This is a genomic window from Erythrobacter sp. EC-HK427, assembly GCF_902498745.1.
Classification (GTDB): domain Bacteria; phylum Pseudomonadota; class Alphaproteobacteria; order Sphingomonadales; family Sphingomonadaceae; genus Alteraurantiacibacter.
The window spans coordinates 1162869-1187887 of record NZ_LR701479.1; the positions used below are offsets into that span (position 1 = coordinate 1162869).

Annotated in this window: 26 protein-coding genes; 11 read left to right on the plus strand and 15 right to left on the minus strand. The window is 64.2% G+C overall.

What is annotated here, in order from left to right; all coding sequences use genetic code 11:
• The first annotated feature begins 11 nt into the window (after positions 1 to 11).
• From pgmG to GC121_RS05630, 5 genes are all read left to right on the plus strand, one after another.
• Entirely contained in the window at positions 12 to 1436 is a 1425-nt protein-coding gene (pgmG, locus tag GC121_RS05610) for a phosphoglucomutase/phosphomannomutase PgmG (RefSeq protein ID WP_151973148.1), read from the plus strand.
• A 10-nt stretch (positions 1437 to 1446) separates the two neighbouring features.
• A complete protein-coding gene (locus tag GC121_RS05615) occupies positions 1447 to 2250 on the plus strand; it encodes a DUF2059 domain-containing protein (protein WP_151973149.1) in 804 nt (267 codons plus the stop codon).
• Between the two features lie 39 nt (positions 2251 to 2289).
• Entirely contained in the window at positions 2290 to 3177 is an 888-nt protein-coding gene (locus GC121_RS05620) for a DUF2059 domain-containing protein (RefSeq protein WP_151973150.1), read from the plus strand.
• 3 nt (positions 3178 to 3180) lie between these two features.
• The gene (locus GC121_RS05625; RefSeq protein WP_151973151.1) at positions 3181 to 3954 is read left to right on the plus strand and encodes a hypothetical protein; all 774 of its coding nucleotides are present in this window, start codon (positions 3181 to 3183) and stop codon (positions 3952 to 3954) included.
• A gap of 176 nt (positions 3955 to 4130) precedes the next feature.
• Complete coding sequence (locus tag GC121_RS05630; RefSeq protein ID WP_151973152.1) at positions 4131 to 6587, plus strand: ligase-associated DNA damage response DEXH box helicase; 2457 nt, start codon at positions 4131 to 4133, stop codon at positions 6585 to 6587.
• On the opposite strand, the gene GC121_RS05635 is transcribed toward GC121_RS05630, so the two are convergent.
• The 7 genes from GC121_RS05635 to GC121_RS05660 form a co-directional block, all read right to left on the minus strand.
• Positions 6584 to 7165, minus strand: a complete 582-nt coding sequence (locus GC121_RS05635) for a biopolymer transporter ExbD (protein WP_199857765.1) — start codon at positions 7163 to 7165, stop codon at positions 6584 to 6586. The genes GC121_RS05630 and GC121_RS05635 overlap by 4 nt on opposite strands.
• Positions 7155 to 7595 (minus strand): biopolymer transporter ExbD, encoded by a 441-nt coding sequence (locus tag GC121_RS05640; protein WP_151973154.1) that lies wholly within the window; start codon positions 7593 to 7595, stop codon positions 7155 to 7157. Before GC121_RS05640 ends, GC121_RS05635 begins: the two co-directional genes overlap by 11 nt.
• A 167-nt stretch (positions 7596 to 7762) precedes the next feature.
• Positions 7763 to 8224: a biopolymer transporter ExbD gene (locus GC121_RS05645; protein ID WP_151973155.1), complete on the minus strand. Its 462-nt coding sequence runs from the start codon at positions 8222 to 8224 to the stop codon at positions 7763 to 7765.
• 42 nt (positions 8225 to 8266) lie between these two features.
• On the minus strand, positions 8267 to 8806 hold the full coding sequence (locus tag GC121_RS05650; protein WP_199857766.1) for a biopolymer transporter ExbD: 540 nt from the start codon (positions 8804 to 8806) through the stop codon (positions 8267 to 8269).
• Between the two features lie 80 nt (positions 8807 to 8886).
• Positions 8887 to 9657, minus strand: a complete 771-nt coding sequence (locus tag GC121_RS05655) for a MotA/TolQ/ExbB proton channel family protein (RefSeq protein WP_151973156.1) — start codon at positions 9655 to 9657, stop codon at positions 8887 to 8889.
• A gap of 33 nt (positions 9658 to 9690) precedes the next feature.
• Complete coding sequence (locus tag GC121_RS15840) at positions 9691 to 9885, minus strand: energy transducer TonB (RefSeq protein WP_339390058.1); 195 nt, start codon at positions 9883 to 9885, stop codon at positions 9691 to 9693.
• Positions 9831 to 10352 carry a hypothetical protein gene (locus GC121_RS05660; RefSeq protein ID WP_339390060.1) on the minus strand — a complete coding sequence of 174 codons (522 nt, stop codon included), beginning with the start codon at positions 10350 to 10352 and terminating at the stop codon, positions 9831 to 9833. The genes GC121_RS15840 and GC121_RS05660 overlap by 55 nt, the downstream gene beginning before the upstream one ends.
• 320 nt (positions 10353 to 10672) lie before the next feature.
• Here GC121_RS05660 and GC121_RS05665 point away from each other — a divergent pair, with 320 nt between their 5' ends.
• Positions 10673 to 11572 (plus strand): hypothetical protein, encoded by a 900-nt coding sequence (locus GC121_RS05665; protein WP_151973157.1) that lies wholly within the window; start codon positions 10673 to 10675, stop codon positions 11570 to 11572.
• A gap of 72 nt (positions 11573 to 11644) precedes the next feature.
• Positions 11645 to 12949, plus strand: coding sequence for a homoserine dehydrogenase (locus tag GC121_RS05670; protein WP_151973158.1), 1305 nt, complete (start codon positions 11645 to 11647; stop codon positions 12947 to 12949).
• Here the strand turns inward: GC121_RS05670 and GC121_RS15245 are convergent.
• Positions 12912 to 13370: a hypothetical protein gene (locus GC121_RS15245; protein ID WP_199857767.1), complete on the minus strand. Its 459-nt coding sequence runs from the start codon at positions 13368 to 13370 to the stop codon at positions 12912 to 12914. The genes GC121_RS05670 and GC121_RS15245 overlap by 38 nt on opposite strands.
• A gap of 17 nt (positions 13371 to 13387) precedes the next feature.
• Positions 13388 to 13825: a hypothetical protein gene (locus GC121_RS05680; RefSeq protein WP_151973160.1), complete on the minus strand. Its 438-nt coding sequence runs from the start codon at positions 13823 to 13825 to the stop codon at positions 13388 to 13390.
• Between the two features lie 130 nt (positions 13826 to 13955).
• Between GC121_RS05680 and glpX the strand changes: the two genes are divergently transcribed.
• Positions 13956 to 14945: a class II fructose-bisphosphatase gene (gene glpX / locus GC121_RS05685; RefSeq protein WP_151973161.1), complete on the plus strand. Its 990-nt coding sequence runs from the start codon at positions 13956 to 13958 to the stop codon at positions 14943 to 14945.
• Here the strand turns inward: glpX and GC121_RS05690 are convergent.
• The 3 genes from GC121_RS05690 to GC121_RS05700 are packed head-to-tail and all read right to left on the minus strand — an operon-like array spanning position 14942 to position 18444.
• A complete protein-coding gene (locus GC121_RS05690; protein ID WP_151973162.1) occupies positions 14942 to 15361 on the minus strand; it encodes a hypothetical protein in 420 nt (139 codons plus the stop codon). The genes glpX and GC121_RS05690 overlap by 4 nt on opposite strands.
• 3 nt (positions 15362 to 15364) lie before the next feature.
• The gene (locus GC121_RS05695; protein WP_151973163.1) at positions 15365 to 15667 is read right to left on the minus strand and encodes a hypothetical protein; all 303 of its coding nucleotides are present in this window, start codon (positions 15665 to 15667) and stop codon (positions 15365 to 15367) included.
• A gap of 20 nt (positions 15668 to 15687) precedes the next feature.
• The gene (locus GC121_RS05700; protein WP_199857768.1) at positions 15688 to 18444 is read right to left on the minus strand and encodes an autotransporter domain-containing protein; all 2757 of its coding nucleotides are present in this window, start codon (positions 18442 to 18444) and stop codon (positions 15688 to 15690) included.
• 119 nt (positions 18445 to 18563) lie between these two features.
• On the opposite strand from GC121_RS05700, the gene GC121_RS05705 reads away from it, so the two are divergent.
• On the plus strand, positions 18564 to 19460 hold the full coding sequence (locus tag GC121_RS05705) for a hypothetical protein (protein ID WP_151973165.1): 897 nt from the start codon (positions 18564 to 18566) through the stop codon (positions 19458 to 19460).
• Here GC121_RS05705 and GC121_RS05710 read toward each other — a convergent pair.
• Positions 19411 to 21267: an ATP-binding protein gene (locus tag GC121_RS05710; RefSeq protein WP_151973166.1), complete on the minus strand. Its 1857-nt coding sequence runs from the start codon at positions 21265 to 21267 to the stop codon at positions 19411 to 19413. The genes GC121_RS05705 and GC121_RS05710 overlap by 50 nt on opposite strands.
• Before the next feature lie 62 nt (positions 21268 to 21329).
• A complete protein-coding gene (locus tag GC121_RS05715) occupies positions 21330 to 22004 on the minus strand; it encodes a response regulator transcription factor (RefSeq protein WP_199857769.1) in 675 nt (224 codons plus the stop codon).
• Between the two features lie 154 nt (positions 22005 to 22158).
• Between GC121_RS05715 and GC121_RS05720 the strand changes: the two genes are divergently transcribed.
• Positions 22159 to 23094 carry a ribose-phosphate pyrophosphokinase gene (locus GC121_RS05720; protein ID WP_151973168.1) on the plus strand — a complete coding sequence of 312 codons (936 nt, stop codon included), beginning with the start codon at positions 22159 to 22161 and terminating at the stop codon, positions 23092 to 23094.
• Here GC121_RS05720 and GC121_RS05725 read toward each other — a convergent pair.
• Positions 23091 to 24071: a helix-turn-helix domain-containing protein gene (locus GC121_RS05725; RefSeq protein ID WP_151973169.1), complete on the minus strand. Its 981-nt coding sequence runs from the start codon at positions 24069 to 24071 to the stop codon at positions 23091 to 23093. The genes GC121_RS05720 and GC121_RS05725 overlap by 4 nt on opposite strands.
• 65 nt (positions 24072 to 24136) lie before the next feature.
• Here GC121_RS05725 and GC121_RS05730 point away from each other — a divergent pair, with 65 nt between their 5' ends.
• Entirely contained in the window at positions 24137 to 24910 is a 774-nt protein-coding gene (locus GC121_RS05730) for an inositol monophosphatase family protein (protein WP_151973170.1), read from the plus strand.
• The last annotated feature ends 109 nt before the right edge of the window (positions 24911 to 25019 follow it).

Consider the following 25019-nt stretch of genomic DNA (forward strand, 5'->3'; position numbering starts at 1 on the left):
GGCCCTGTCTGATGAAGCACACATTCCATTCAACAACCCTGCGCGAATACGATATTCGCGGGATTATCGGCGAAACGCTCGGCCCCGATGATGCGCGGGCCATCGGGCGCGGTTTCGGCACGCTGCTGCGCCGTGATCTGGGTGCGGAGGCGAAGCCACTGGTGGCGGTGGGATATGACGGGCGCGTCAGCTCGCCCATGCTCGAACACGCGCTGATCGAAGGGCTGACCGCCAGCGGTTGCAATGTCCGCGCCATCGGCATGGGCGCAACCCCGATGCTTTATTACGCGGAAGCCTCAGCCGAACAGGTGGATGGCGGCATTCAGATAACTGGCAGCCACAATCCCGCCAATTACAACGGCTTCAAAATGGTATTTCGCGGGCGGCCCTTCTTCGGCGAGGACATCCAGACGCTCGGCCGCATGGCCGAGGCGGGTGACTGGAGCGATGGTTCGGGCGAGGTCGAGCGGGTCGATGTCATGGACGCCTATATCGAGCGGATGCTCGCCGCGTTGGACGGGATCGACACTGGCGCGCTGGCAGGCCTCACCGTCGCCTGGGACGCTGGCAATGGCGCCGCCGGCCCCGCGCTCGAAAAGCTCGCGGCGAGATTGCCCGGCACGCATCACCTGCTTTTCACCGAAGTGGACGGAAACTTCCCAAACCATCACCCTGATCCCACTGTCGAGGCGAACCTTGCCGACCTGAAAGCCGTGGTCGCCGCAAAGTCCTGCGACTTCGGAATTGCCTTTGACGGCGATGGCGACCGCATCGGCGCAATCGACGGCGAAGGCCGCGTCATCTGGGGTGATCAACTACTGATGATTTATGCCGAGGACCTCCTGGGGAAACTCCCTAATTCGACCATTATCGCCGACGTGAAGGCCAGCCGCGCGCTGTTCGACCATGTCGCAAAGCACGGTGGACAGCCATTGATGTGGAAGACTGGCCACTCGCTGATTAAGTCCAAAATGAAGGAAGTTTCCTCGCCCTTGGCAGGCGAAATGAGCGGCCACGTGTTCTTTGCCGACGATTACTACGGCTTCGACGATGCGCTTTATGCCGGCGTGCGCCTTATCGCGGCATCGGCCAGGCTGGGCAAATCGGTGAGCGCTTTGCGCGGCGAAATGCCTGCGATGCTCAACACCCCCGAACTGCGCTTCCAGGTCGACGAAGCCCGCAAATTCGCTGCGATTGACGAGATCAAGGCGCGGATGAGCGGCGATCTGCCCGACGGGGTAGAGGTCAACGCGACAGACGGCGTGCGCGTCAACACGCCCGACGGCTGGTGGCTGCTGCGCGCATCGAACACGCAGGATGTGCTGGTGGCGCGCGCGGAAAGTGATACAAAAGAGGGGCTTCAGCGCCTGCTCGGCTCGATTGACGAGCAGCTGGCACTAAGCGGCCTCGAACGCGGAGAAAGCGTGGGCCATTAAAGGGGGGCCGATGATGAAGCGATTGCTGCTGGCTGCCACTGCTGCATGGGCCTTGGCCGGATTGGCCGCGCCTGCCGCTGCGCAGGAAGAGGAAATCGACACGGTTGCAATGGCTGCGGAATATGCGAGCGAGTTCCAGGTCGAACCGCTGACCCCCGAACAGGCCGCGCGCCTGCCGCTGGCGCGCGATATTCTTACCCGCGCCTTGCCCGAAGGCAGCCTGCTGGAAGCGCTCGCGGTCTATTTCGAAGGCGCGTATCTAGACCCCGCCACCTTCGAAGGCGCTGCACCCAATGATGCGTTGGCGCAGTCGCTCAATTGGCTGATCGCGATCGAGCTGGAGCCACGCAAGGCGGAAATGGCGCTGGCGATCATCGATCCGGTTTACCGCGAGCGGGAGGTCGCGCTCAACCGCGCCAGCTTCGAAGCCACCCGCACAAGGATGGCCGCGCTCGAACCGCTGATGCGCGAGGCGCTGGCCGAGGTCTACGCGATCTATTACGACGAGGCGCAATTGCGCGATATCGCCGCCTTCTTCGCCACGCCCACCGGCGGCCTGTTCGCCCGGCAACAATTGGAGGTGGCGTCCAATGGGCGGCTCTCGACGCGGATTTTCGCCTCGCCCATTTATTGGGAAGCGACAATGGCGTCCTACATGGCGGCGGACCCCGCCGAAAACTTCCCCGAACGCCGCCACTTTGCCGACCTCACTGCGGCAGAGCGCGAACGCCTCGCCGCCTTGACGGGCCAAAGCCTCGGCGCGCTCGAAGCGGCGATGAACAATGACTGGCAGGCGCTGGAAGGCGCGGAGTAAACGCGGCCGGCACATACCGGCCCCGATGGAGAAGGCGTAATGAAGAAACTAATGCTTGCCGCGGCCGCCTTTGCCGGATTGGCCACCACCGCGCCTGCTGCGGCACAGGAGGAGGCGTTTGACGAGGAAGCCTTCGTGCAAATGCAGGCGATGCTGGGCGAGTCGTTTGCCCTTGAACCGCTGACCCCCGAGCAGGAAGCGCGCCTGCCCCTCGCGCGCGAAATCATGAACACCGCAATGCCCGAAGGGGCGCTGCGTTCGGCGATGGAAGGGATGCTGGGCGGAGTGTTCGGCAGTCTGGCGCAGGAAGCCGCAATCGATCCGAACAGCACGCTAACCGCATCGCTCAATTACTACTTCTTCTTCGAACTCGAACCGCGCAAGGCAGAGGCGGCGCTGGCGATCATCGACCCCGACTGGCGCGCGCGCGAGGAGGCCGAACAGGCCGCCCAAATGGAAATGGCGGCCAGCATGATGGAGACGATGGAACCGCTGGTGCGGGATGCGATTGCGGAGCTTTACGCGATTTACTTCACCGATGCGCAACTCGCCGATATCGCCGAATTCTATGCTACGCCCACCGGGCAAGTGTTCGCGAGCCAGAGCTTTGCGATGTCGAGCGATCCCCGCCTGTTTGCCCGTCTTCTGGGTTCGCGGGAATACTGGCAGGCGATGGGGGGACTGGTGGAGGAAGCAGCTCCGATTGGAACGCCACCGGGGCGGCGCGCCTTTGCCGATCTCTCGCCCGAGGAACGCCGTCGCTTGGCCTCACTCACGGGACAAAGCCTCGAAGACCTCGAATATGCGATGAACTTCGATCCGTCGACATGGGAAGATGCCGCCGTGGGGGCCGAAGCGGCTGTCGAAGGGGCGCTGGAAGACGAATGGCCCACGCGGCCCAAGCGCGCCGCCAAGGCTGCCGAATAACGGGTGGTTGCGGGAGCTGCCATCGGCTGGCCGTGGTCGGCACTCGGTATTGGCCCCACGCCTGACAAGGATGCGATCCGCACGGCCTATGATGCGGCGCGGGCGGCGCTTGATGGGGGTGGGTCGATTTCGGCCTTTGCCGATCTGACAGCGGCGCGCGAGAAGGCGCTGTTCTTCGCTTCGGAATTGCAACGGCAGGCCGAGCGCGAGGGGCGCGATTGGCATGATGTCCAAGTTGACCCGCCTCCCCCTCCGCCACAACTTCCCGCCGAACCCGAACCCGAACCCGAACCCGAACCCGAACCCGAACCCGAACCCGAACCCGAACCCGAACCCGAACCCGAACCCGAACCCGAGCCGGAGCCGGAGCCGGAGCCGGAGCCGGACGAACTCCCGCCGCCGCAGGTCACGGTGCGGTTCGGTGCAAATGCCGCGCCCGCATCCGCGCCCGTCGCGCCGGTCTCTCCGCCTCCACCGGCGATCGACACAGGACGTCAGGAGGAACCATCCTACGCGCCGGGCGCGCGCTATGCCGACCCAACCGATTATCTCGACACCCTGCCGCCCGATCATCCCGAGCCCGTCCGCCCCGGCGATCCACGGAGCGCGGAGCCGGTTTACGACACGCAGTATTCGCCCATCGAGGACCGCGATCCGCCGCGCACGCAGGACAGCGACCTTTTCGTCGACTTCCTGCGGCGCTATCCGCCGCAGGAATATGCGGCGTGGTGGCTGGGCGGGTTCTTTCTCCTCCTGAGCTTCTGTACCACCACCTGACGCCTTGGCAGAAGGTGCGGTGCTTTCCTACAGACCGCCGGTGTGCGACAAGGCACCATGCTGAACGCCTGCCTCCTGTTCAATGTCATTGGAATCGCGGGAGAAATGCAGGCGGGTGTTTTTGCCCCAGGACTGTGTAACAGGTGTAACAGGTTCGCCTTCGCGGGGGCCTCCCGATGAGCGGCGCGGGCGTCCCTCCGGAGATCACCGCATGGTTCGCGGGGCGCGGCTGGCGGGTGCGGCGGCATCAGACCGAGATGTTGGAGGCCAGCGATGCGGGCAAGCACGCGATGCTGGTAGCGGATACGGGAGCGGGCAAGACGCTGGCGGGCTTCCTGCCGACGCTCGCCGCCTTCACGCCCTCGCGGCTGGACGGGGATGCGCCGCCCGAAGGCCTGCACACGCTCTACGTCTCGCCCTTGAAGGCGCTGGCCGCCGATGTGCAGCGCAACCTGTTGACGCCGATCACGGAAATGGGCCTGCCGATCACGGTCGAGACCCGCAGCGGTGACACCTCCGCCGACAAGAAGAAGCGCCAGCGCAGCGCACCGCCCAATGTCCTGCTGACCACGCCCGAAAGCCTCTCGCTGCTGCTGAGCTATCCCGAGAGCTTCGACCTGTTCACCGGCCTCAAGCGGGTGGTGGTGGACGAGATCCACGCTTTCGCCACGCAGAAGCGCGGCGATTTGCTGGCGCTCGCGCTCAGCCGGTTGCAGGCGATTGCCCCCGATATGCAGCGTGCTGCGCTCTCTGCCACGGTGGCCGATCCGCAGGGCTTCGCCGCGTGGATTGCGCCGTGGGGGGACATGGATTCGGTGCAACTGGTGGAGGGCGAAAAGGGGGCCGAACCGCAGGTCGAAATCCTGCTGCCCGAAGGCGAGCGGGTGCCGTGGGGCGGGCACGCGGCGACGTGGTCTATCGGCCAGCTGTATGAGCGGATCAAAGCCAACCGCACCACGCTCGTCTTCACCAATACCCGCTTCCTGGCCGAGTACATCTTCCAGAACCTGTGGGACGCGAATGAGGACAATCTGCCCATCGGCATCCACCACGGATCGCTGTCCAAAGAGGCGCGGCGCAAGGTCGAAGCGGCGATGGCGGAAGGGAAGCTGCGCGCGCTGGTGTGCACCGCCAGCCTCGATCTCGGCATCGACTGGGGGGACATCGATCTGGTGGTGCAGATGGGCGCGCCCAAGGGCTCCTCGCGCCTGCTGCAGCGGATCGGGCGTGCGAACCACCGGCTCGATCAGCCGAGCCGTGCGCTGCTGGTGCCGGGCAACCGGTTCGAGTTTCTCGAAGCGACCGCTGCGCTGGAAGCGGTCGAGGAAGGCCAACGCGACGGCGAGGACTTCCGCCCCGGCGGGCTCGATGTGCTCGCCCAGCACGTGATGGGTTGCGCTTGTGCAGGGCCGTTCCAAGAGGACGCGCTGCTTGCCGAGGTGCGCTCCTGCTGGCCCTATGCGCGGGTGGATGCGGGCACATGGCAACGTGTCTTGGAGTTCGTCGCCACCGGCGGATACGCGCTCAAGGCCTATGACAAGTTCAAGCGGATTACCCGTGACAAGGGCGGGACATGGCGGCTCACCCATCCGGAGAAGGCGTATCAGCACCGCATGAATGCAGGGATCATCGTCGATTCCGAAATGCTCGAAGTGCGCTTCCGCAACGGGCGCTCGCTCGGCAAAGTGGAGGAACGGTTTGCTGCCTCGCTAAGGCCGGGCGACACGTTCCAGTTTGCAGGCGTGAATGTCGAGGTCGAGCAATTGAAGGACATGGCGCTGGTCGTCCGCGCTTCGGCCAAATCGGCGATGATCCCCTCCTATGGCGGCTTGCGTTTGCCGCTCACCACGCATCTGGCGCAGCGGGTGCGTGGGTTGCTCACCAACCGCGCGGGCTGGGCGCGCTTTCCCGATGATGTGCGCGAATGGCTGGAAGTGCAGGATTGGCGTAGCAGGATGCCGGGGCCGGACAATCTGCTGGTGGAGAGCTTCCCGCACGCGAAGAAGCACTACACCGTCTATTACACCTTCACCGGCTGGAACGCGAACCAGTCGCTGGGGATGCTGATTACCTCGCGGATGGAGGCGCTGGGGATGATGCCGGGCGGGTTTGTGGCGAATGACTATTCGCTGGCGGTGTGGAGCCTCAAGCCGGTGGACGATCCGCGCCCGCTGCTCTCGCCCGACATCTTGACCGAAGAGTTCATCGACTGGGTGCAGGACAGCCACTTGCTGCGCCGCGCTTTCCGCGAGGTGGCGGTGATTGGCGGGCTGGTGGAACGGCAGCATCCCGGCAAGCGGAAGAGCGGGCGGCAGGTCACCTTCAGCACCGATCTGATTTACGACGTGCTGCGCAAATACGAGCCCGACCATGTGTTGATCGAGGCGGCGTGGCAGGATGCGCGGGCGCGGATGACCGATATCGGGCGGCTGGGCGATCTGCTCGATACCGCCGCCGAGAAGTTGGAGCACGTGGTGCTCGACCGCGTGAGTCCGCTCGCCGTGCCCGTGATGACGATGATCGGCCGCGAGGCGGTTCCGCAAAGCGGCGTGGACGACGAACTGCTGCTGGAGGCGGAGACGCTGGCGGGCGTGGCGATGCGGGTGGACGGGCTGCCGGAGGGGTTGGGTTAGTAGGCGATGATCGCGTTCGAGGTGCACCTTGCCCCGCGCATGAGCGGAGGTGGAGGCGAGATCGGGTCGCCAATCAGGGTCAGCGACAAGCGGGGAAGTGCTTCGCCTTTCCCGAAGCTCCGGTAAATCTCCAACTCGCCAAAGCAGAAGTGGTCGGCACCGGCCAAACGCAAAGTTGCGACCACCCTTAGGGAGCTTTCATAGCTGGCATTGGCATCGGGTGTCAGGAGGATCTCAGGCAGAATAGGCCGGGCAAGCGCGGCCTGGATGCGCTCCAACAGTTCGACTTCGGAAACCCTCTCGCCGTCCCATTCGATGGAGCCGTCGGCTTGCGGTGCGATCAGGTGGCTTGTCTCATCTTTTGGCAATCCATCTGTTCCGAGAAACTGATCGTAGGCAGGTGTGGGTAAATCGATGACCAGTGCGTGCGCCCGAATCTGCGTCAGCGGCATCGCCGTGATCGCCACAAAGAGCACAAACAACACTCCCGCAATCACATCATAGCGGCAGCGCCAGATCGGTTCGCCATGGTCGTAGGGCAGGCGCGGTTGGCGGCGCCTCGCCGTGCTACTCCGCATCGAACTGGCGGTATTGCTCGTTGCCCCTGAAGCTGAAGCCTTTGACATTCGCTTCGCCCGCCAGATGGATCACCTGCACCGCGTCATTATAGCTGGTATTGGCGTCTGGCTGGAAGCTGATCACTGGTTCGGCGGGGTCGACCGCGGCGTAGGCGAGGCGGGCTTCGAGTTCGGGGCGATCCACTGCCTCGCCGTTCCACAGCACCGTGCCGCCTTGCGTGATGGTGAGCGCGATCTGCTGTTCGGGTGCGATGCCATTGCCGCCGCTGGGGAGATCGACCTCCACTTGATGCGTTGCAATGGGGATGGCCAGAATGAGCATCACCAGCAGGACGAGGAGCACGTCGATCAGCGGGGTGATGTTGAGCTCGCGCATCGGTGCGGGCGTGGTGGAATAGCGTTGCTCCAGCAGGCGGGACTTGATGGCCATGATCGCATTCTCCCAAAGATGTTATGACATAACATCATGCATTGTGGAGTTTGTCAAACCGCCTTCGCGCGCCACGCCAATCGAACCCGTCCGTTGTGGGCAAAAATGCAGGCACAAAAAAGGGCGACCGAAGCCGCCCTTTTTCCTGTCGCTAGGACTGTTGCAGCCTATTCGGCGGCCTGGAGGCCTGCGCAGCCACCGCAGTCGAAGGTGCGGTACTGTTCGTTGCCGACAAAGCCGAACTTCGTCGCGCCCGAATTCTTGATCTCTGTCAGCACGCGGGCCGAGAGATCATAGCTGGCATTGGCCATCGGTTCGAACTGCAGTTCAGGCTCCACCGGCAGCGCCAGCGATTGCTGCAGATTGTACCTCAATCCTTCCTGATCGAGCGGCTCCCCATTCCACAGGATCTGGTTATCCTCGGTAATCACCACCTTGTTGGTGATGGGATCGACCTCGGGTTGGTTCGGATTCGGGTTGGGTGCGGGCAGGTCGATATTGATCGCGTGGGTCGCGACCGGGATCGTGATGATGAACATGATGAGGAGGACGAGCAAGACGTCGATCAACGGCGTCATGTTCATTTCCATCATCGGCGATCCGTCATCACTGCCACCTGACATTGCCATGGATGCGTACTCCTAAATTATCTGTTCGCCGGTCCACGTCCCTTACGGGCCGTTGGGATCCACCGGGTTCGAAATGAATGCGATGGTCGGATAACCGGCGGCCTGCACGTTGAAGATCGTGCCTGCCACACAGCGCCAAGGGGCTTCTACGTCGGCGCGGATGTGCACCTGCGGAATGGCATCGGGATCGTTCACGATCTCCTCTGCGCCGCCCGGATAATTCTGCACGATATTGTCGAGTCGCTCGAACGCAGCGTCATACAATTCGGCCGAGTCGACCAGCGTGGTGTTGTTGAAGAACACCCGGCACTCGCCGCCACGGAAGGCGCCCGAATAACCCGAGCGGATCGTGCGCGGGGAACGGCCTTCGGCATCGGTCGTGGTGACCGTGATAAGCAGGTTCTCCACCTTGTCTTCGGATTCGACCGTAGCGATGATCGGGATTTCCAGCTTTTCCACCGTCTGGATGGCGACCGGAACCGCGATCAGGAAGATGATGAGCAACACCAGCATGACGTCCACGAGAGGCGTCGTGTTGATGTCGGACATCGGCGTCTCTTCGCCGCCCAAACTGATTGCCATGTGTTTCGTCCTATCTCACGTAATCGGGGAAGCGGCGGGCGCCAGCATGAGAAGCGCCCGCCCTTTCATATGCAGACCGATCAGGCCTTCTTGGTCGGCGCAGCGGCAGCAGGAGCAGCCTTGGCCGGAGCCGTGGCAGGCGCCTGCACAGCCGGCTTCACCTGGCCGTTCGAGGTGATGTTCGCCTGCAGGTCGGTCGAGAAGCCCGAGAGCATCGCCGCGATGCGACGGTTGCGCGACTGCAGATAGTTGTATGCGAACACGGCAGGCACAGCGACGAGCAGACCGATAGCGGTCATGATCAGTGCTTCACCCACGGGGCCGGCAACCTGGTCGATCGAGGCCGAACCGGTCGCACCGATCTTGATCAGTGCGCGGTAGATCCCGATCACGGTGCCGAGCAGGCCGACGAAGGGAGCGGTTGCACCCACGGTGGCGAGGAAGGGCAGGCCACCGGCCAGCGAGGCGTTGATCGAGGCTTCCGAACGGGCAAGCGTACCGTGCAGCCAATCGTGCGATTCGAGGCTGTCATCCATCTTGGACGATTCTTCGCCGGCACGGATGCCGTCATCGACGAGCTGGCGCCATGCGGAGTTCTTGTCGAACTTCGTTGCGCCTTCCCGCAGCGAGCCAGCGCGCCAGAAAGCGGCACGGTTGGTGCGGTATTCCTTCATCACCTTGTTCTGTTCGAAATACTTGGTGATGAGAATGTAGAACGAGCCGACCGACATGATGATCATGACGGCAAGGATGCTCCAAGCGACGGGGCCGCCTTCTTCCATGGCTTCCCAGAAGCCGAAGTTTTGAGCGGGCGCTTCAGTCGCCGCATTGGTGAGAAGTTCGATAAGCATGCTGTGTGTCCTCTTCCTAGAGAATTTCGCTAATTAGTTGATCTGGTAAACAATAGTGGTTGACCACGTCGCCGTTGTTGGATTGCCATCGCGATCCAACGCCGGTGTGAAGCGGGCGAAACGGGTCAAATCGTCACACGCGGCTTCGTCCAAGATCGGATCAGCCGGACGCGTCACGCGGCAACTGGAAACCCGGCCATTGGTGCCCACCGTGACAGTGACGCCCACGTTGCCCTGAATCTCGCGCCGAAGGGCACGCGACGGATAGTTCTCAATGATCCGGCGAGTCCAGCTCTGCTGCCCGTCGGGAGCCAGCGCACGCGAACGGTCAACCGTTGGCGGCGGCCGGGAGGCGGTCCGGGCGGCGGCACGCGCGTCGGCGGGGGTCCCGGCGGCGGCGGCGTGTCCGACGTCGGCGAATCCGGCGGGCGCTGGTTCAGATCGATCGGCACCGGCGGCACATATTGTGGCGGCGGCACGGTTTCGGGCATTTCTTCCGGTGGCGGCGGCTCTTCCTCCGGCTCCGGCTCTTCCGGTTCCTCAATATCCACCGTCGTCACCCGCTCCATCACCTTTTCGACCGCCGAATAGGCGAGGCCGGTGATCAGCACATAGCCGATGCCGATGTGGATAAGGGCAACGATGATAATCGCGATCATGCGATTACCGCTCATCTCTTGGTCAGCGTAAGCCATCCAGTCCCTTCACTCCGTTTTCAACGCCGGGAAACCCGGCTTTCGCAACTCACAAGGAACGCTCCCTGCCAGCCGCAGCGAATTGTTGTCCAGCCATTTGTTACGCCGGATGCTCAACGGGCCGCGACACTTTATGTGCCCGTTTGGCCACAGGCTTATTATTTTATGATTGTCTGGACCTGCGCGTTGAGGCCTTAACGATTGCGAAGGATATGGGCAAACGCTTTATCGGTTCATTCGCAATTCACGCGCAATTCCCTTCGCCTGCAGGGTGCAGCTGTGCCATGGCGGCACGAGGTTTACCAGGTAGAGGTTCCGGCATGATCGTTCCGCGCGCAGTTATCCGCCCCCAGTTGCTGGTCCGCAGCATTATTACGGGAATCGCCGGACTTTTGCTGGCGGGCTGCGCGACCGCGTTGCCCGCACAAATGCGCGGCGAATCGGCGCCGGTTTCGTATGAGCTACGCCTGGGCGAGGACCCGACCTATGCCGATCTGGTGACCTTCGCGCTGGAGGCGGATATCGTCGCCATCGTTACCGTTGAGGATCAGCGCACCTTTCCGCCAGAACGCGCGCCCGATGTGCCTGTCTCCCGCGCGCGGCTGTATATCGAATCGCTCACCCGCAACCTGCTCGCTGCCAATGGCGGCATTGGCGGGACGCTTGTTTTTGTTACCGATATCGACCGCGAGGCGGATGGCGGCGTGCCCGATATCGAGGAGCGCGATTACATCATTTTCGCCGATCAGGTTCCCGGCCGCCCGGGTGAGGTGCAGCTGGTTTCCACCCGCGCTTTCTTCCCCTCCGGCCCGATCATCGAAGCGCGCCTGCGCCGCGTGTTGCGCCAGCTCGCCGCCGCCGATGCCACCCCTGCGATCACCGGCGTGCGCGACGTGATTTCCATTGCGGGCAATCTGGCGGGCGAATCGGAAACCCAGATGTTTGTGGAAACCGCCAACGGCGCGCCGGTCTCGCTATCGGTGATTCGCCGCCCCGGGCAGGCCCCGCAATGGGGCGTATCGCTGGGCGAAATCGTCGATAGCACGGCGCGCCCGCCGGAAGCCGAATCGCTGGCTTGGTTCCGCTTCGCCTGCTCGCTGCCGCGCGAATTGCCTGCCGGTGCCTTCCTCCAGAACGACCGCGAATCGCAGAGCCGCGCGCGCGCCGATTACGCCTTCGTGCTGCAACAGCTCGGCCCCTGCACCCGCCGTTTCACCTGAAACTTTAATTGCTCTGGCCAAGCCCGCGCCCGCTGACTAACGCGCCCGCTCGTTCAGCAATGGAGACGGTACATGGCAGAGCCTTTGCGAATCGCGCTGGCGGGACTGGGCACAGTGGGCGCAGGGGTGATTCGTCTGCTGGAGGCGAATGCCGGTCTGATTGCCGGGCGGGCAGGGCGCGCGATTGCCGTTACTGCCGTTTCCGCGCGCGATCGCGGCAAGGATCGCGGGGTCGATCTGTCCGGCTTTGCGTGGGAAGACGATATGACCGCGCTCGCCGCGCGCGATGATGTCGATGTGGTGGTGGAACTGGTCGGCGGGTCGGACGGCCCCGCGCTGACGCTCGCGCGCAAGACGCTGGCGCAAGGCAAGGCCTTCGTCACCGCCAACAAGGCGATGGTCGCGCATCACGGGCTGGAACTGGCCGCGCTCTCCGAACAGCATTGCGCGCCGATTCGCTACGAGGCGGCGGTTGCTGGCGGTATTCCGGCGATCAAGGGCATCGGCGAAGGCGCGGCGGCCAACCGGATCGAGCGGATTTACGGCATCCTCAACGGCACCTGCAATTACATCCTCTCCGAAATGGAAAGCACGGGCCGCGATTTCGCAGAGGTATTAGGGGAAGCGCAGGCGCTGGGCTATGCCGAGGCTGACCCGACCTTCGACATTGAAGGCGTGGATGCGGCGCACAAGCTGGCGATCCTCGCGGCGCTCGCCTTCGGCACGAAGCTGGATTTCGCCGCCGTGGACACGACCGGCATCAGCCGCATTCGCGCCGCCGATATCGCACAGGCGCGGGCGCTGGGCTATGTGATCCGCCTGATCGGCCTTGCTGATTGCGACAGTGCGCCGAGCCCGCAGCTGTTCCAGCGCGTCGCGCCCTGTCTCGTCCCCGCTACGCACCCGCTGGCAGGCGTCTGCGGGCCGACCAATGCGGTGGTGGCCGAGGGCAATTTCGCCGGTCGGCTCTTGTTCGAAGGGGCGGGCGCAGGCGATGGCCCCACGGCGAGCGCGGTGGTGGCCGACCTGATCGATATTGCGCGCGGCAACACGCCGCCCGCCTTCTCGCTGCCGGTGGCCATGCTCGCCGACTCGGTGCGCGCAGACCCCGCCGGTCGCCGCAATCGCGCCTATCTGCGGCTGATGGTGGCCGACCGCCCCGGCGTCCTCGCCGAAATCACCGCCGCGATGCGCGATGCGGGCGTGTCCATCGAAAGCCTGATCCAGCAAGGGCGGCAGGCCGAAAGCGAAGAGCCGGTGCTGGTCGCCATGGTGACGCATGAAGGCCCCGAAGGCAGCGTCGCCAAGGCGCTGGAACTGCTCGACGGCTCCCCCAGCCTTAGCGAGGCACCGCTGGTGATGTGGTTGCTGGGCTGAGCTCCGGTTCAGGCTCCGGCAACGGCTCCGGCAATGGTTCAGTTTCAGGCGCGGCGGTGACGCGCTCGGCCACCTCGTCAGGAAGCGCCTCGGGAAGCCGCGAGAAGTCGACCACTTCCGCCGGGCGGGAATTCCCGCCACCAAATCGTCCGCAAAAAGACAGCAGGTGGTTTTCGCAAGGCGGCGGTTCGAAGCCGGGCAGGATGCGGATCTGCGGATCGACGGGACGCGGAATTGGGGAACGATACTCCTCGGTCTGGTCGCGCCGCCCGCAAACCGTGATGACGTTCGCGTCGGTGAAGTTCTGGCCGCAAGCCTCTTCTTCCCGCGCCGTGATTCTGGGCTGATTGTGCGTTGCCTGCGCATCCGCTTCCTGAGCGGAACCGGCCATCGGCCACACCGCCGCTACCGAACTGGCCACGATCACGCCGCACCGATTCATTGCTCGTCCGTCAGATCGATCGGCACCCTCTCGCCCGTTTGCGGGCTTGGCGCTGCGGGTTCCTCCGCGACCGCCGACACCGCAGCCGCATCCTCCGGATCGAGCGGTTCAGGGAACTGCGTCAGATCGACGATGATCGCGGGCGGCGGGACATAGCCGAAGCGCATACAGCCGGGCGTTCCCAACGCCGACGGATTGGTCACCCAGCACGGCGGATCGGTGAGGCCGGGAATGATCGTGCGGTCCGATGCGGTGGGCGCGGGCAGGGGCGAGCGGTAGGCCTCGTCATCCTCCAGCTCGCGGCACACCAGAATGACGTCATCCCCGCTTGGCGCGGTATCGCATTGCCGTGTGCGGGGCGTCGTCTCGGTGAGCGGAGGCGCGCTGTCTGCCTCCGGCTCTTCCAGCACCGGGCCATAAGTCTCCTGCGCCATGGCAGCAGAGGAACAGGCCAGCGCGAATGCCAATCCCGACGGAATCAGCAAAAGCCGGAGCGCTGTTCTCGACATTGACACACCTCCGGCCTAAGCGGGCCGCAAATCGGGCAGAGAGGCTGAATTGCAGATGAATTCGACGAGCCAAGACAAGAGCGTCATCGACCGCGTGCTGGTGCTGGAAATGGTGCGCGTGACCGAAAAGGCGGCCATCGCGGCATCCGATCTGATCGGCCGCGGCGATGAGAAGGCCGCCGATGCCGCCGCCGTGGAAGCCATGCGCCGCGCCTTTGACGAGCTTTATATCGATGGCACCGTGGTGATCGGCGAAGGCGAGCGCGACGAGGCACCGATGCTCTATATCGGCGAAAAGGTTGGCGGCGCGCCGGGCAAGGGGCCGAAGATCGACATCGCACTGGACCCGCTCGAAGGCACGACGATCACCGCCAAGGCCGGGCCCAACGCGCTCGCCGTGCTGGCGGCAGCGGAGGAAGGCAACCTCCTCAACGCGCCAGATGTCTATATGGACAAGATCGCCGTTGGCCCCGGCTATCCCGACGATGTCATCAGCCTCGACAAGACGCCGACCGAAAATGTGCAGGCGGTGGCCGCTGCCAAGGGTGTGCAGCCCAAGGACATTATCGTCTGCGTGCTCGACCGGCCGCGCCACGCCGATCTGATCGCCGAACTGCGCGGGCTGGGCTGCGGCGTGGTGCTGATCGGCGATGGCGACGTGGCAGGCGTGATCGCCACCACTGATGAGGACACCAGCATCGATCTGTATATGGGCCAGGGCGGTGCGCCCGAGGGCGTGCTGGCCGCTGCCGCGCTGCGCTGCGTCGGCGGGCAGTTCAACGGCCGCCTCGTCTTCCGCAACGCCGACGAGCGCGCACGGGCGGCGAAATGGGGCATCGAAGACCTCGACCGCATCTACAAACTGCACGATCTGGCCAAGGGCGACTGCATTTTTGCTGCCACGGGCGTGACCGACGGCTCGCTGTTGAAGGGCGTCAAGCGCAAGAAGCGCGCCAATGGCGAACGCATCCTCACCACCGAAACCGTGGTGATGCGTTCCAGCAGCGGAACCGTGCGCTGGGTGCGCGGCGAGCACCGGATCTAGCTAGCGATCAAGATTACCGCTTCGGCGGGCACCCAGCCCGACAGGCACGGCCCGCGATAGGGCTGGCGCGGATCGACCAGATCGGCAGCACCGCATTGCGGATCGCCAGTCTGGTCGCCGATTAACGGATTGTGTTCGACAATGATGCCGATCCACGCATCGTCATCGGTGCCGTCGCACAGCCAGAAGCCTTCGCCCGGGGGCAGGCGATAGACGATCCGCGCCGTGCTGGCGGGTGCAATCCGCACAGGAATGTCCGCGCCCCGCGCCTCGCCCCATGCACCGCACGCATCGAGCGCGTCGCTATTGCCGTAATGTACGGGGACAGGACCGCTTGCCGTGGCACAGCCGGACAGTAGCAGGGCGATGGCTGCGATAGCGAACACACCGCCATCGGTGGGCAAGCTGCGCGTCATCGCTCAGCCATTGACGAGCATTGCGGTGAAGCCGCCCACCAGTGCTCCGGCGAGATAAGTCGTCACCTTCGCTGAACGGCTCTGCCCGCGCAGGATCAGCACATGGGCAATCGCCGCCGCGATCAGGCCATAGACCATCCCGGTGCCGAACAATTTGCCCGAATATTCCGCTGCTTCCTCCATAAAACCGCGCTCCGGCCCGGGCACCAGCAGCGCCGCCAGCGCGCCCCAGACGGCGGCAAACACCGCGCCGCCCCAGCTGCGCCAGCCTGACGAACGTGTGGCAAGTTTGGGTGAGTCATTCATCGGATTTGCTCCTTCGTGTATCAGAAACCGGTCGATAATGTCAGCATTCCGGCGTGGGCGTCCGCGCCGCCGGCAAAGCTGCCGCGATAGGCGAGCGACAGCGTGCCCAGCCCGCCGATCCGCCAATGCGCGCCCGCATCCAGTTCCACCGCGCTGCCCGGGAGATCACCCGTCGCCCAGTCAAAGCCGGTGCCGCCGCCCACGAACTGCGCACGCAGCGGGGCGCCGGTATCATTGAGCTCGCCTGCATAGCGCAGCGCCGCGTCGATGCGCCAACCGGAGCGCTCCGCATCCGTGTCGGCCCAGCGCAGGCCGAGGCCAATATCGGCGCGGGTCGAATTGAGGCTCTGTTCGGCGAAGGAGAGCGCCCCGTCCGCTCCGGTTTCGGCAAACGCATCCACATTAACCGAGGCGAACTGAATGCCCGCCAGCGGGGTGAGCACAAACGCGCCGCTGCCCAGATCATAGCCCAGCTCCAGCCGCCCGAAGCTGCTGTCGAGACTGGTCGCGCCGGTCGCGGTATCGCCCAGCACGAGGATCGCGCGCGCCGTGTCCGCCTCGCCCCAGCCGAGGCCGAGCGTGGCGTTGAGGCGCAGCGGGCCGGTGGGCAGGAAAGCGTAGGCGAAAACCCGGTCGGCAGAGAGATCGGCGGTGGAACGCGCGCCGTCATTGGTAAAATCACCGCTCGCATGGTCGTAGCCCAGGCCCAATGCCAGCGCGCCGCTTCCGCCGAGCCGCACTTCGCCGCCAAAAGCGAAATTCGTGCCGTCTCCGTCAAACCCCAGCGCCATGCCTTCTGCATCGCTGGAGCGGGAGAACAATCCGCCTGTCAGCCATAACTGGACACCCCCTTCGTTCATCGCATGGCTGGCCGCGCGGCTGCGCACATTGGCGAGCAGCGGATCGACCATGGCGAGGCCGCCCAGCGCGAGCATATTGCTGCTATCGGGCGCAAAATCCGCGACCGCTGCGGCCAGCGTTTCAACCGTACTGAACCCGCCGAGCACGGTGGAAACGGCATTGCCTCCGGGCGATCCGCTATCGATCAGGCCCTGCAATGCGCCGGCAAGCGCGGCGGAGTTGGGGTCGGCCGGATTGATCGTGTCGCTGATAGAGAGCAGTTGCTCCATCGTGATGCGCAGCGTGTTGCCGCCGATGAGCTGCTTCGAGAAATCGAACAGCACGCTGTTGTCGGTAATCGCGCCCGAGGCGTCGGTAAGGCTATTGGTGGCGACCGCAACATCGAAGGCGCGCCCGTTCACCAGCAGATCGAGATCGCGCACATCGAGGTCGATCACGCTGCCTGACTGGAAAGCGATGTTGGTCGCGTGGATCTGGCCGCTAAAGCCCGTCGAGCCGCTCACCGTGTCGAGCACGAAGCGGGTGGTCGAACCGCTGGTGGCGAGAAAATCATGCGAGACGCCCGTCCCCGCGCCGAGGAACAGGCGGGCGAGCGGATCAAGCACCAGCGTTCCGTCAATCGTCGTGGTGCCACCATCGGCAAAGAACACGCTGTTCTGCGCGCCTGTCACCGCCAGCGTGGCGCCTGCCTGGGTCGTAAAGGCTCCAATGCCTTCGCTGCCAAAGGTCTCGAAAGAGGCCCCGTTGAAGCGCAGCGTGCCCGATTCGAGAACGATATTCTCGAACCGGAACGTCTGCTGGTTCTGGGTGAACAGCAAACCATCAACGCCGGTGAAACGCAGCGTGTCGGCATCCAGCCCGCCATCGAGCCGGCCGTTCATCACTACGTTGGCACCACGCAGGATCACAGTGTCATCGCCCGCGCCGGTCTGGATATTGCCATTGATTGTCCCGGCATTGTCGATCAGCGCCAAGAGCCCGCCGAACTGGACGATATCACCATTGACTGTGCCGGTGTTGTTCACCTCCAGCACGCCATTGGCGTTTTGAGCGGCATAGATTGCGAAACTTCCGAGGGGCCCGGCATTGCCGATGGTGCCGCTGTTGGTGATGATGACTTGCGTGCCGGTGGCTCCCGGGTCCTGGTCGAAAATCGCCAGGGCGGCGGGCAGGAAGCCGCCCGTGCCGGTGCTGGTGCGCAGGATTTGGCCCGCATTGTCGACCTGCACCGGCCCGCGCGCATTGCGGATATAGATGCCGGTCGCAGCGCCGGACATCACTCCTCCGCTGGCGTTGGAGACATAGGTCTCGCCTGTGCCCGAATGGTCAATTGCGACGCCGACCGAGGTGCTGGTGATCGACCCGCTATTGATAATGCGCGCATCCGAGGAGCTAGCAAACAGCGCAACCCCGCGCGGACCAAAACTGCCGCTGCTGCTCGTCCCGCTGGCCGAAATCGTCCCGGCATTGACCAGTTCCGCCAATCCGTTCTGCGTGATAAAGCGCGCGCCCATCACATTGGTGCCGGTTGCCGAAATTACGCCGCCTGCATTGTTGACGATCCGCGCGGTGCCGGTGTTGGACGTTGCCAGCGCGGCTGCATAGTCGCTCGATCCGGCGCTGCTGTCGGTGGCGATGGTGCCGTTATTGGTGATCGTCGATGGGGTGCCCTGCGCGATCACCGTCGTCTGGCCGGAGGAAACGCTCGCCCCTTGCGCCACGGTTACGGTGCGCGCGCCTGCGCCGCTATTGTTGACCGTGGTGTTGGGGTTGGGGCCGGTGCACTCGACATCAGTGGCGGTGACAAAGGGGCAATTGGCAAGCGCGGGCGTTGACAGCGCGACACCCATGGCAAGCGCCGAAGCGGTCACGACAAAGCGGAGAGGGCGGCGATGGCCATTGATCGGGAAAAGCACAGGCTCGGTCCTTATGGGATGCGTCAGATTGCCCCCGTTGTGTGCCCGATCGCGGGGTTTCGAAATTCCCCAATCCATGGGAATAAGCTGCGGCTTTGCGGGCAGTTAGAAAGCGCGGCATGGATCGAAGCAGCGCGCTGCGCGCCCGGTATGACAGCATGATCGCAAGGATGGGCCTCGCGCCTGCGGACTATCCACTGCACTTTGCCGCGCGGCACGATGGCGGATCGCATATCGAACCGCTTGCGCCGGACGGATGGCGGCTGCGCGTCACCGAGCGCGGGCAAGTGCTGGCCGAAACCCGCTTTGCCGATGACGAGGCGCTGCTGTACCGTCTGGTGTGCGATGTCGCCGCGGCAGAGGGCGCGCGGCTCCACGCCGGGCAAAGCGCCAACGGCAAAGACCCGCGCCGCGCCGATTTTTCGCGCCGGATGGAACTGGTGGGGAAAGTGTCGCCTGCCTGGCGGATCAGGCTGGCGGAGGAACTGGCGCAATGGCTGGCACGCCATCCGTATAATGACCGGTCCTCCAGTCCCGCCCCCTCCGGCCAGTCAGCGGCCAAGGCGCCCAAGGGCTGGATCGGCCCCGCCTTCGTCATCACGCTGGTGCTGGGCCTCGTGCTGGGCTGGGCAGCGGCGCATTATCCGCTCTGGTCGGTCTGGCAGACGCAGCAGCGGCTCCACGCCGAAGGTTTTGCGGTGCGCGCCGCAGTGATCGAGCGGCACCGCACCGATGGGCGCTTCGCCGACGAATATCTGCTCACCTACTGCTATCAGGGCGCAACGCGCACACTGGAAGGTCGCGACAGCGTGGACTGGGTGACCTTTTCCAGCGTCGACTACGACGGCGCGTCGATCGATGTGGTCTATGATCCCGCCGATCAGGAAACGAGCATGGTCGAAGGCAATGACCGTGCCGGACGGCTCGCGTGGATCTATGCCGCGATCGACGCGCTGCTTATGCTGGTTATTGCGTGGGAGTGGCGGAAGTCCCGGCGGGAGGGAGCAGCAGGCTGATCTTCAGCCCCGGTGCGTTCACGGCAAAGGCGATCTGCCCGCCAAGGCGCGCCGCGCGGCTGCGCATATTGGCAAGGCCTTTGCCGCCGGTTTGGTCAGCATCGCCCTCCAGCCCTATGCCATTGTCGGCCATTTCCAGTACTACCGCCCCATCCTCGCGTGCGCGCAGCGCGACTTCGAAGTGGTCCGCGCCCGAATAGCGCAACATATTGGCGCAAGCTTCCTGCATGATGCGGTAGATATCGAGAATGGCGGTCGCCGATAGCGTGGTTTCGGCGGCGTGTTCGTCAATCGTCCATTCGCTTTCGATCCCGGCGGCGGCGAGCTTGCTTTCCATCCGCGCGCGGAACGCGCCCAGCGCCATCCCCAGATCATCGCCTGCGGTATCGAGCGAATCGACAATCAGGCGCAGTTCGTCCAGTGCCTCCATCAGTTCATCAGCGAGGGCTGCGGGCGGCGGCGCGGCGCTGCCTTGCGCTTTGAGCTGCGCGGCAATGCTCATCAGCCGCCCGCCCATGCCATCGTGCATATCGCGCATGATCCGCTGGCGTTCGGTCAGCAGCGCCTGCTGCCGCGCGACTTCCTGCCGTTCGGCGTAAGCGTCGGCGATCTCTTTCTCGCGCGCCGCGAGTTCGGTTGCGAGCTGCTCGTTATATTCCTCCATCGAGCGGAACAGGCGGATATTGCGCGACAAAAACGAGGCCGCGAAAGCGACGAAGATCAGCGGCGCGGTCCATTCCAGTCCGCCGACATGGCTGACCAGTTGCAGGGTCTGCAGCGCCTCAATCCCCACCAGCATGGCCAGCAGCAGGAAAAGCGCGGTTTCCAGCGCATGGCGCAGGCCGAACAGCAAAGCGTGGCGCAGCAAGAGCAGCACGGCGATGCCCGCCAGCAGCACACCGCCCCACAGATCGATCAGGCTGCTGGTGTCATACCCCTCGGGCGAAGGGTAGGTGTACAGCGCCACGGCGTTGAGCCCGAGCTTGGCGGCGGTGAGCGCAGGCAAGGCATAGCGCAACCAGCGCACCGGCCTGCCGCCCCATTCATTGGCAAAGCTGGCCCAGCCAAGCGCGACCAGCGTAATCGTCACGCTCCACACCAGCACGCGGCCATTGCCGCCAAGGGGAAATTCGGCCCAGAAGGCGAGATAGAGCCGCAGACCCCATGCACTCGTCAGCACGGCCAGCCAGAACCATGCCGGATTGCGTCCGCCGCGCAGGAACAGCACCAGCGCCGCGAGCGCCAGCACCAAGCAGGTTGAAATGCCGATCCAGCTCAGCTCGCCAAACTGGAACTCGCGCCAGCCGAAGGCGCGCTTCATATCGGGCCATGGGCCGATGCGCGGCTCGGTCACATCGGTGTAAGGCATGGTGGCCCGCACGGTGACAATTTCGACCGTGTTGGTTCCAGGACGGAGCAGGTCGGGCGAGAAAAACCAGATATTGCGCAACCGCTCGATCGTTGGCTGCGGCAGGGCCATCGCGCCGTCGTTCACGATCAGATGGCCGTTGAGATAGACCCGTGCATTGTCCGCCTGGATGCTGGGCGTCATGCCCACGCCGTCGGGCATCGGCTGATCGAGATCGAAGGTCAGCCGCACCGCGTAATAGGCGGGGTCGCAGCAGCCGGTGAACATGAATTCTGCCGGTTCGAATTGCGCTGCTTCGATCCCGGCGCGGTCGGGCGTGGCAATCTGCGCTGCTTCTACCGAGCTGACTTCGAACAGCGTATCGGGCAGCTCGGGTGCCCCCAAAAGCGGGCGCACGGCCAGCCAATACACCGCTTGCACCGCAAGAATTGCCAGCACTAGCCGCGCCAGCCCCCGGCGCAGTTCACCGTCACGTCGCAGTCGTTGCCATGTCCCCGCAATCACAGCTCGATCATCCCGGCCTTGAGCGCCTTGTTCACCGCCGCGCCGCGCGAATTGACTTGCAGCTTGCGATACAGCGTCTTCACATAATCGCCCACAGTGTGCAGCGAGATATCAAACTTGCGCGCCACTTCCTTGTAGCTAGCCCCGCGGGCGAATTCGGTCAGCACCTGCCGTTCGCGCCGGGACAGCGCCACGCTCTCGGCATCGCTGCCGGCCATCGTCGAGGGCTGGAACCGGCGCAGCAAATGCCGCGCGACGCCAGGGCTGATCGGCGCTTCGCCTGCGAGCACCTGCGCAATCGGCTGGCCAAGATCGGCAAAGGCGCCATCTTTCAGGATGTAGCCATCGGCTCCCGCCTCGATCGCGCTGATCACGCTGTCCTCGTCCCCCAGCACGCTGATGACCATGATCCGCGCTTCGTGATTGGCGCGCGACAGCTCGATAAGGTCGAAGCTCTTGCGGGTGCCCAGATTGATATCGACCAGCAGCACGTCATATTCGCCCGCCACGATCAGCGGCAGCGCCTCGTCATGGTCGCCCGCCGCACCTGCCAGCGCCAGCTGCGGATCGCGCGTGATGGCGGCGCAAAAGGCGGCGCGCGTCGGCGCGTCATCCTCGATCACCACAATCCGGGCGGCACTGGTGGTATCCCCCTCCATATTCCGCGTCATGCCACGCAACCAGCGGACAATCACCCCCCAAACATTGGGGGATCGCGGCGGCGCAGTGAGGCGGCATCTGCGGACAAGGCGGGCGCAGCGCGTTGCATTTCCGTGACACTCGGCTAGGCGGTGGCCACGACCAGCTAACGGGGATTCGCGTTCCATGAAGATCATGTCCGGCAATTCGAACCTGCCGCTCGCCCGGGCGATTGCCGCCTATCTCGAAGTCCCGCTCACCGATGCCAGCGTGCGCCGGTTTGCCGACGAGGAAATCTTCGTCGAGATTCACGAGAACGTGCGCGGGGAGGACGTCTTTATCGTCCAGTCGACCAGTTTTCCGGCGAACGACAATCTGATGGAATTGCTGATCGGCATCGACGCTTTGCGGCGCGCTTCCGCGGCGCGGATTACCGCTGTGGTGCCCTATTTCGGCTATGCCCGGCAGGATCGCAAACCCGGCCCGCGCACCCCGATTTCGGCCAAGCTGGTGGCCAATCTGATTACCGAGGCGGGGGCCGACCGCGTGCTGGCCGTCGATCTCCACGCCGGGCAGATCCAGGGCTTTTTCGATATCCCGACCGACAATCTCTACGCCGCGCCGACGATGGCGGCGGATATCCAGGCGCGGTATGGCGACGATGATCTGATGGTCGTTTCCCCCGATGTCGGCGGCGTGGTGCGCGCCCGCTCGCTCGCCAAGCGGCTGGACAACGCCCCGCTGGCGATTGTCGACAAACGCCGCGACCGCCCGGGCGAAAGCGAAGTGATGAACATTATCGGCGATGTGAAAGGGCGCAAATGCATCCTGATCGACGATATCGTCGATTCGGGCGGCACGCTGTGCAACGCGGCGCAGGCGCTGCTCGATCACGGGGCTAAAAGCGTTGCCGCCTATATCACCCACGGCGTGCTGTCAGGCAGCGCGGTGGCGCGGGTGGATACCTCCGCGCTGACCGAGCTGGTGATTACCGACACCATCAATGCGAGCGAGGAAGCCAAGCAATCGAGCCGCATCCGCGTGCTTACGATTGCGCCGTTGCTGGGCGAAGCCATCCGCCGCATCGCCGATGAAAGCAGCGTGTCGAGCCTGTTTGACTAGGTGTTTTGTCCACCCGAGCGCGGTTCCGCGTTTGGATCGCGCCATGGGCCGATCTCGTCGGGCTTCAGGCGGTTGAGCGCGTCGAGCCGCCGCCGCTGGCGCACTTCCAGCGCCAGCCGGAGGAAAGGGTGGCGGCCTCTCTGCAAATCGGTGGGCACCATGCCAAAGAAGGCCTTCACTTCCTTCACCCGGTGCGACTGGTCAAAATAGCGTAGCTCTATCTCGGGCCGGTCTTCGGGGCGCGCCACGTCGAGCAGGGCAGCGCCCATATCCAGCACCCGCGCGCGGCGCAGCGCCTGCTTGGGCGTCAGGCCGAAGGTTTGCTTGATGAGCCGCTCGATCGTCCGCTTCGAAACGTCGCGTCCTTCGGCAAAGGCCTCGACACTGATTTCCGGATTGGCGAGGCATTGCTGCTCGAATTCGAGTGAGAGGGCATCGGGCGCTTTCCGGCCAGCCGCTTCGACGAGCGGGCGCAGGAACCCGTCCTCCAGCGCGGCGAGCCATTTTTCGTGGCTGGCAGACAGGTCGACCAGCGAACCCAGCGGCACATCGCGCCCGAAATGCTCGTCCAGATCGACGATGCGATTGACCATTTCGGCATTGCTGGGAAAGCCGAGCAGCGGCGCTGCGCCGGGGTTGAAGTGGACGGTGATCGCCACATACTTGCCCGAAATGCCCAGCGGCATCATTTTGGACTGGGGGCCGAAATAGAGCGCGCGGCCATGCGGGCCGGGGTGCCACACCTGCTCGCCATCGGCGGTGCCGGCGGTCCATGCGTCGTGATAGATGATGGTAATGCAAGGGTGGTCTACCACGCGGCCACAGTCTATGCGCATTCCCGCTGGCAATTGCCCTTCGGCAATGCTCCACCAGTAACACCAGGGCAGCAGATCGCTTGCAGGCGCGCGGGACAAGGCTAGCGGAGACCCGCTTTTGGTCGCGCCCGTCTGCGATGTTATTTGCGGCCCCACATTCATTACCGCGATGAATGTGTAAAATTGCGACAAATTGCAACGGAATTAGGGATAAACAGGTAAGAACCATGCCGTCAGCTGCCGATATCGCGCTTATTTCGCGCCTCGCCGACGTGGCCCGGGCGGAGATCGTCCCGCTGTTCCGCACGATGATCGATAGCGAGGCGAAGGGCGATGCCTCCCCCGTGACCGCCGCAGATCGCAATGCCGAAGCGGCGATGCGCAAGCTGATCGAAGCCGAAGCGAGCGCCGACGGCATCCATGGCGAGGAATACGGCGTGAAAGACGGCGTATCGGGCCGCCAATGGGTGCTCGACCCGATCGATGGCACCACCGCCTTTCTGGCCGGACGCCCGATTTTCGGCACGCTGATCGCGCTGCTGGAGGACGGCTTCCCCGTGCTCGGTCTGATCGACCAGCCGATCACGGGCGAACGCTGGGTGGGCATTACCGGCAAAGGCACCACCTTCAACGGCCAGCCTGTTCGCGCGCGGCTGTGCCCCGAACTCGGCAACGCCTCCATCGCCACCACCGGCCCGCATTATTTCAGCGTGGAGCAGGGCGACCGCTTCATGGCGCTGGCAGGCCAGACCGATCACAAGCGCATGGTGATGGGCGGCGATTGCTACAATTACGGCTGCCTTGCTTCCGGCCATCTCGATATCGTGGCCGAGGCGGGATTGAAGCTGCACGATTACGCCGCGCTTGTCCCTGTGGTCGAAGGCGCGGGCGGAGTGATGAGCGACTGGCGCGGCGAGCCTTTGCACGCAGGCAGCGATGGCACGGTGCTGGCGCTGGGCGATCCCGCGCGGCTGGAAGATGTGCTCGCGATTCTCGGTTGAACCCCGCCAATGGATGTACTTACCTGTGGTGCGAAAGCCACAAACAAGGGCAAATTATCGCGCGTTCTCAAACTGTAATGTGCGGTAAATTTTTGCGGCATTAAGCGCA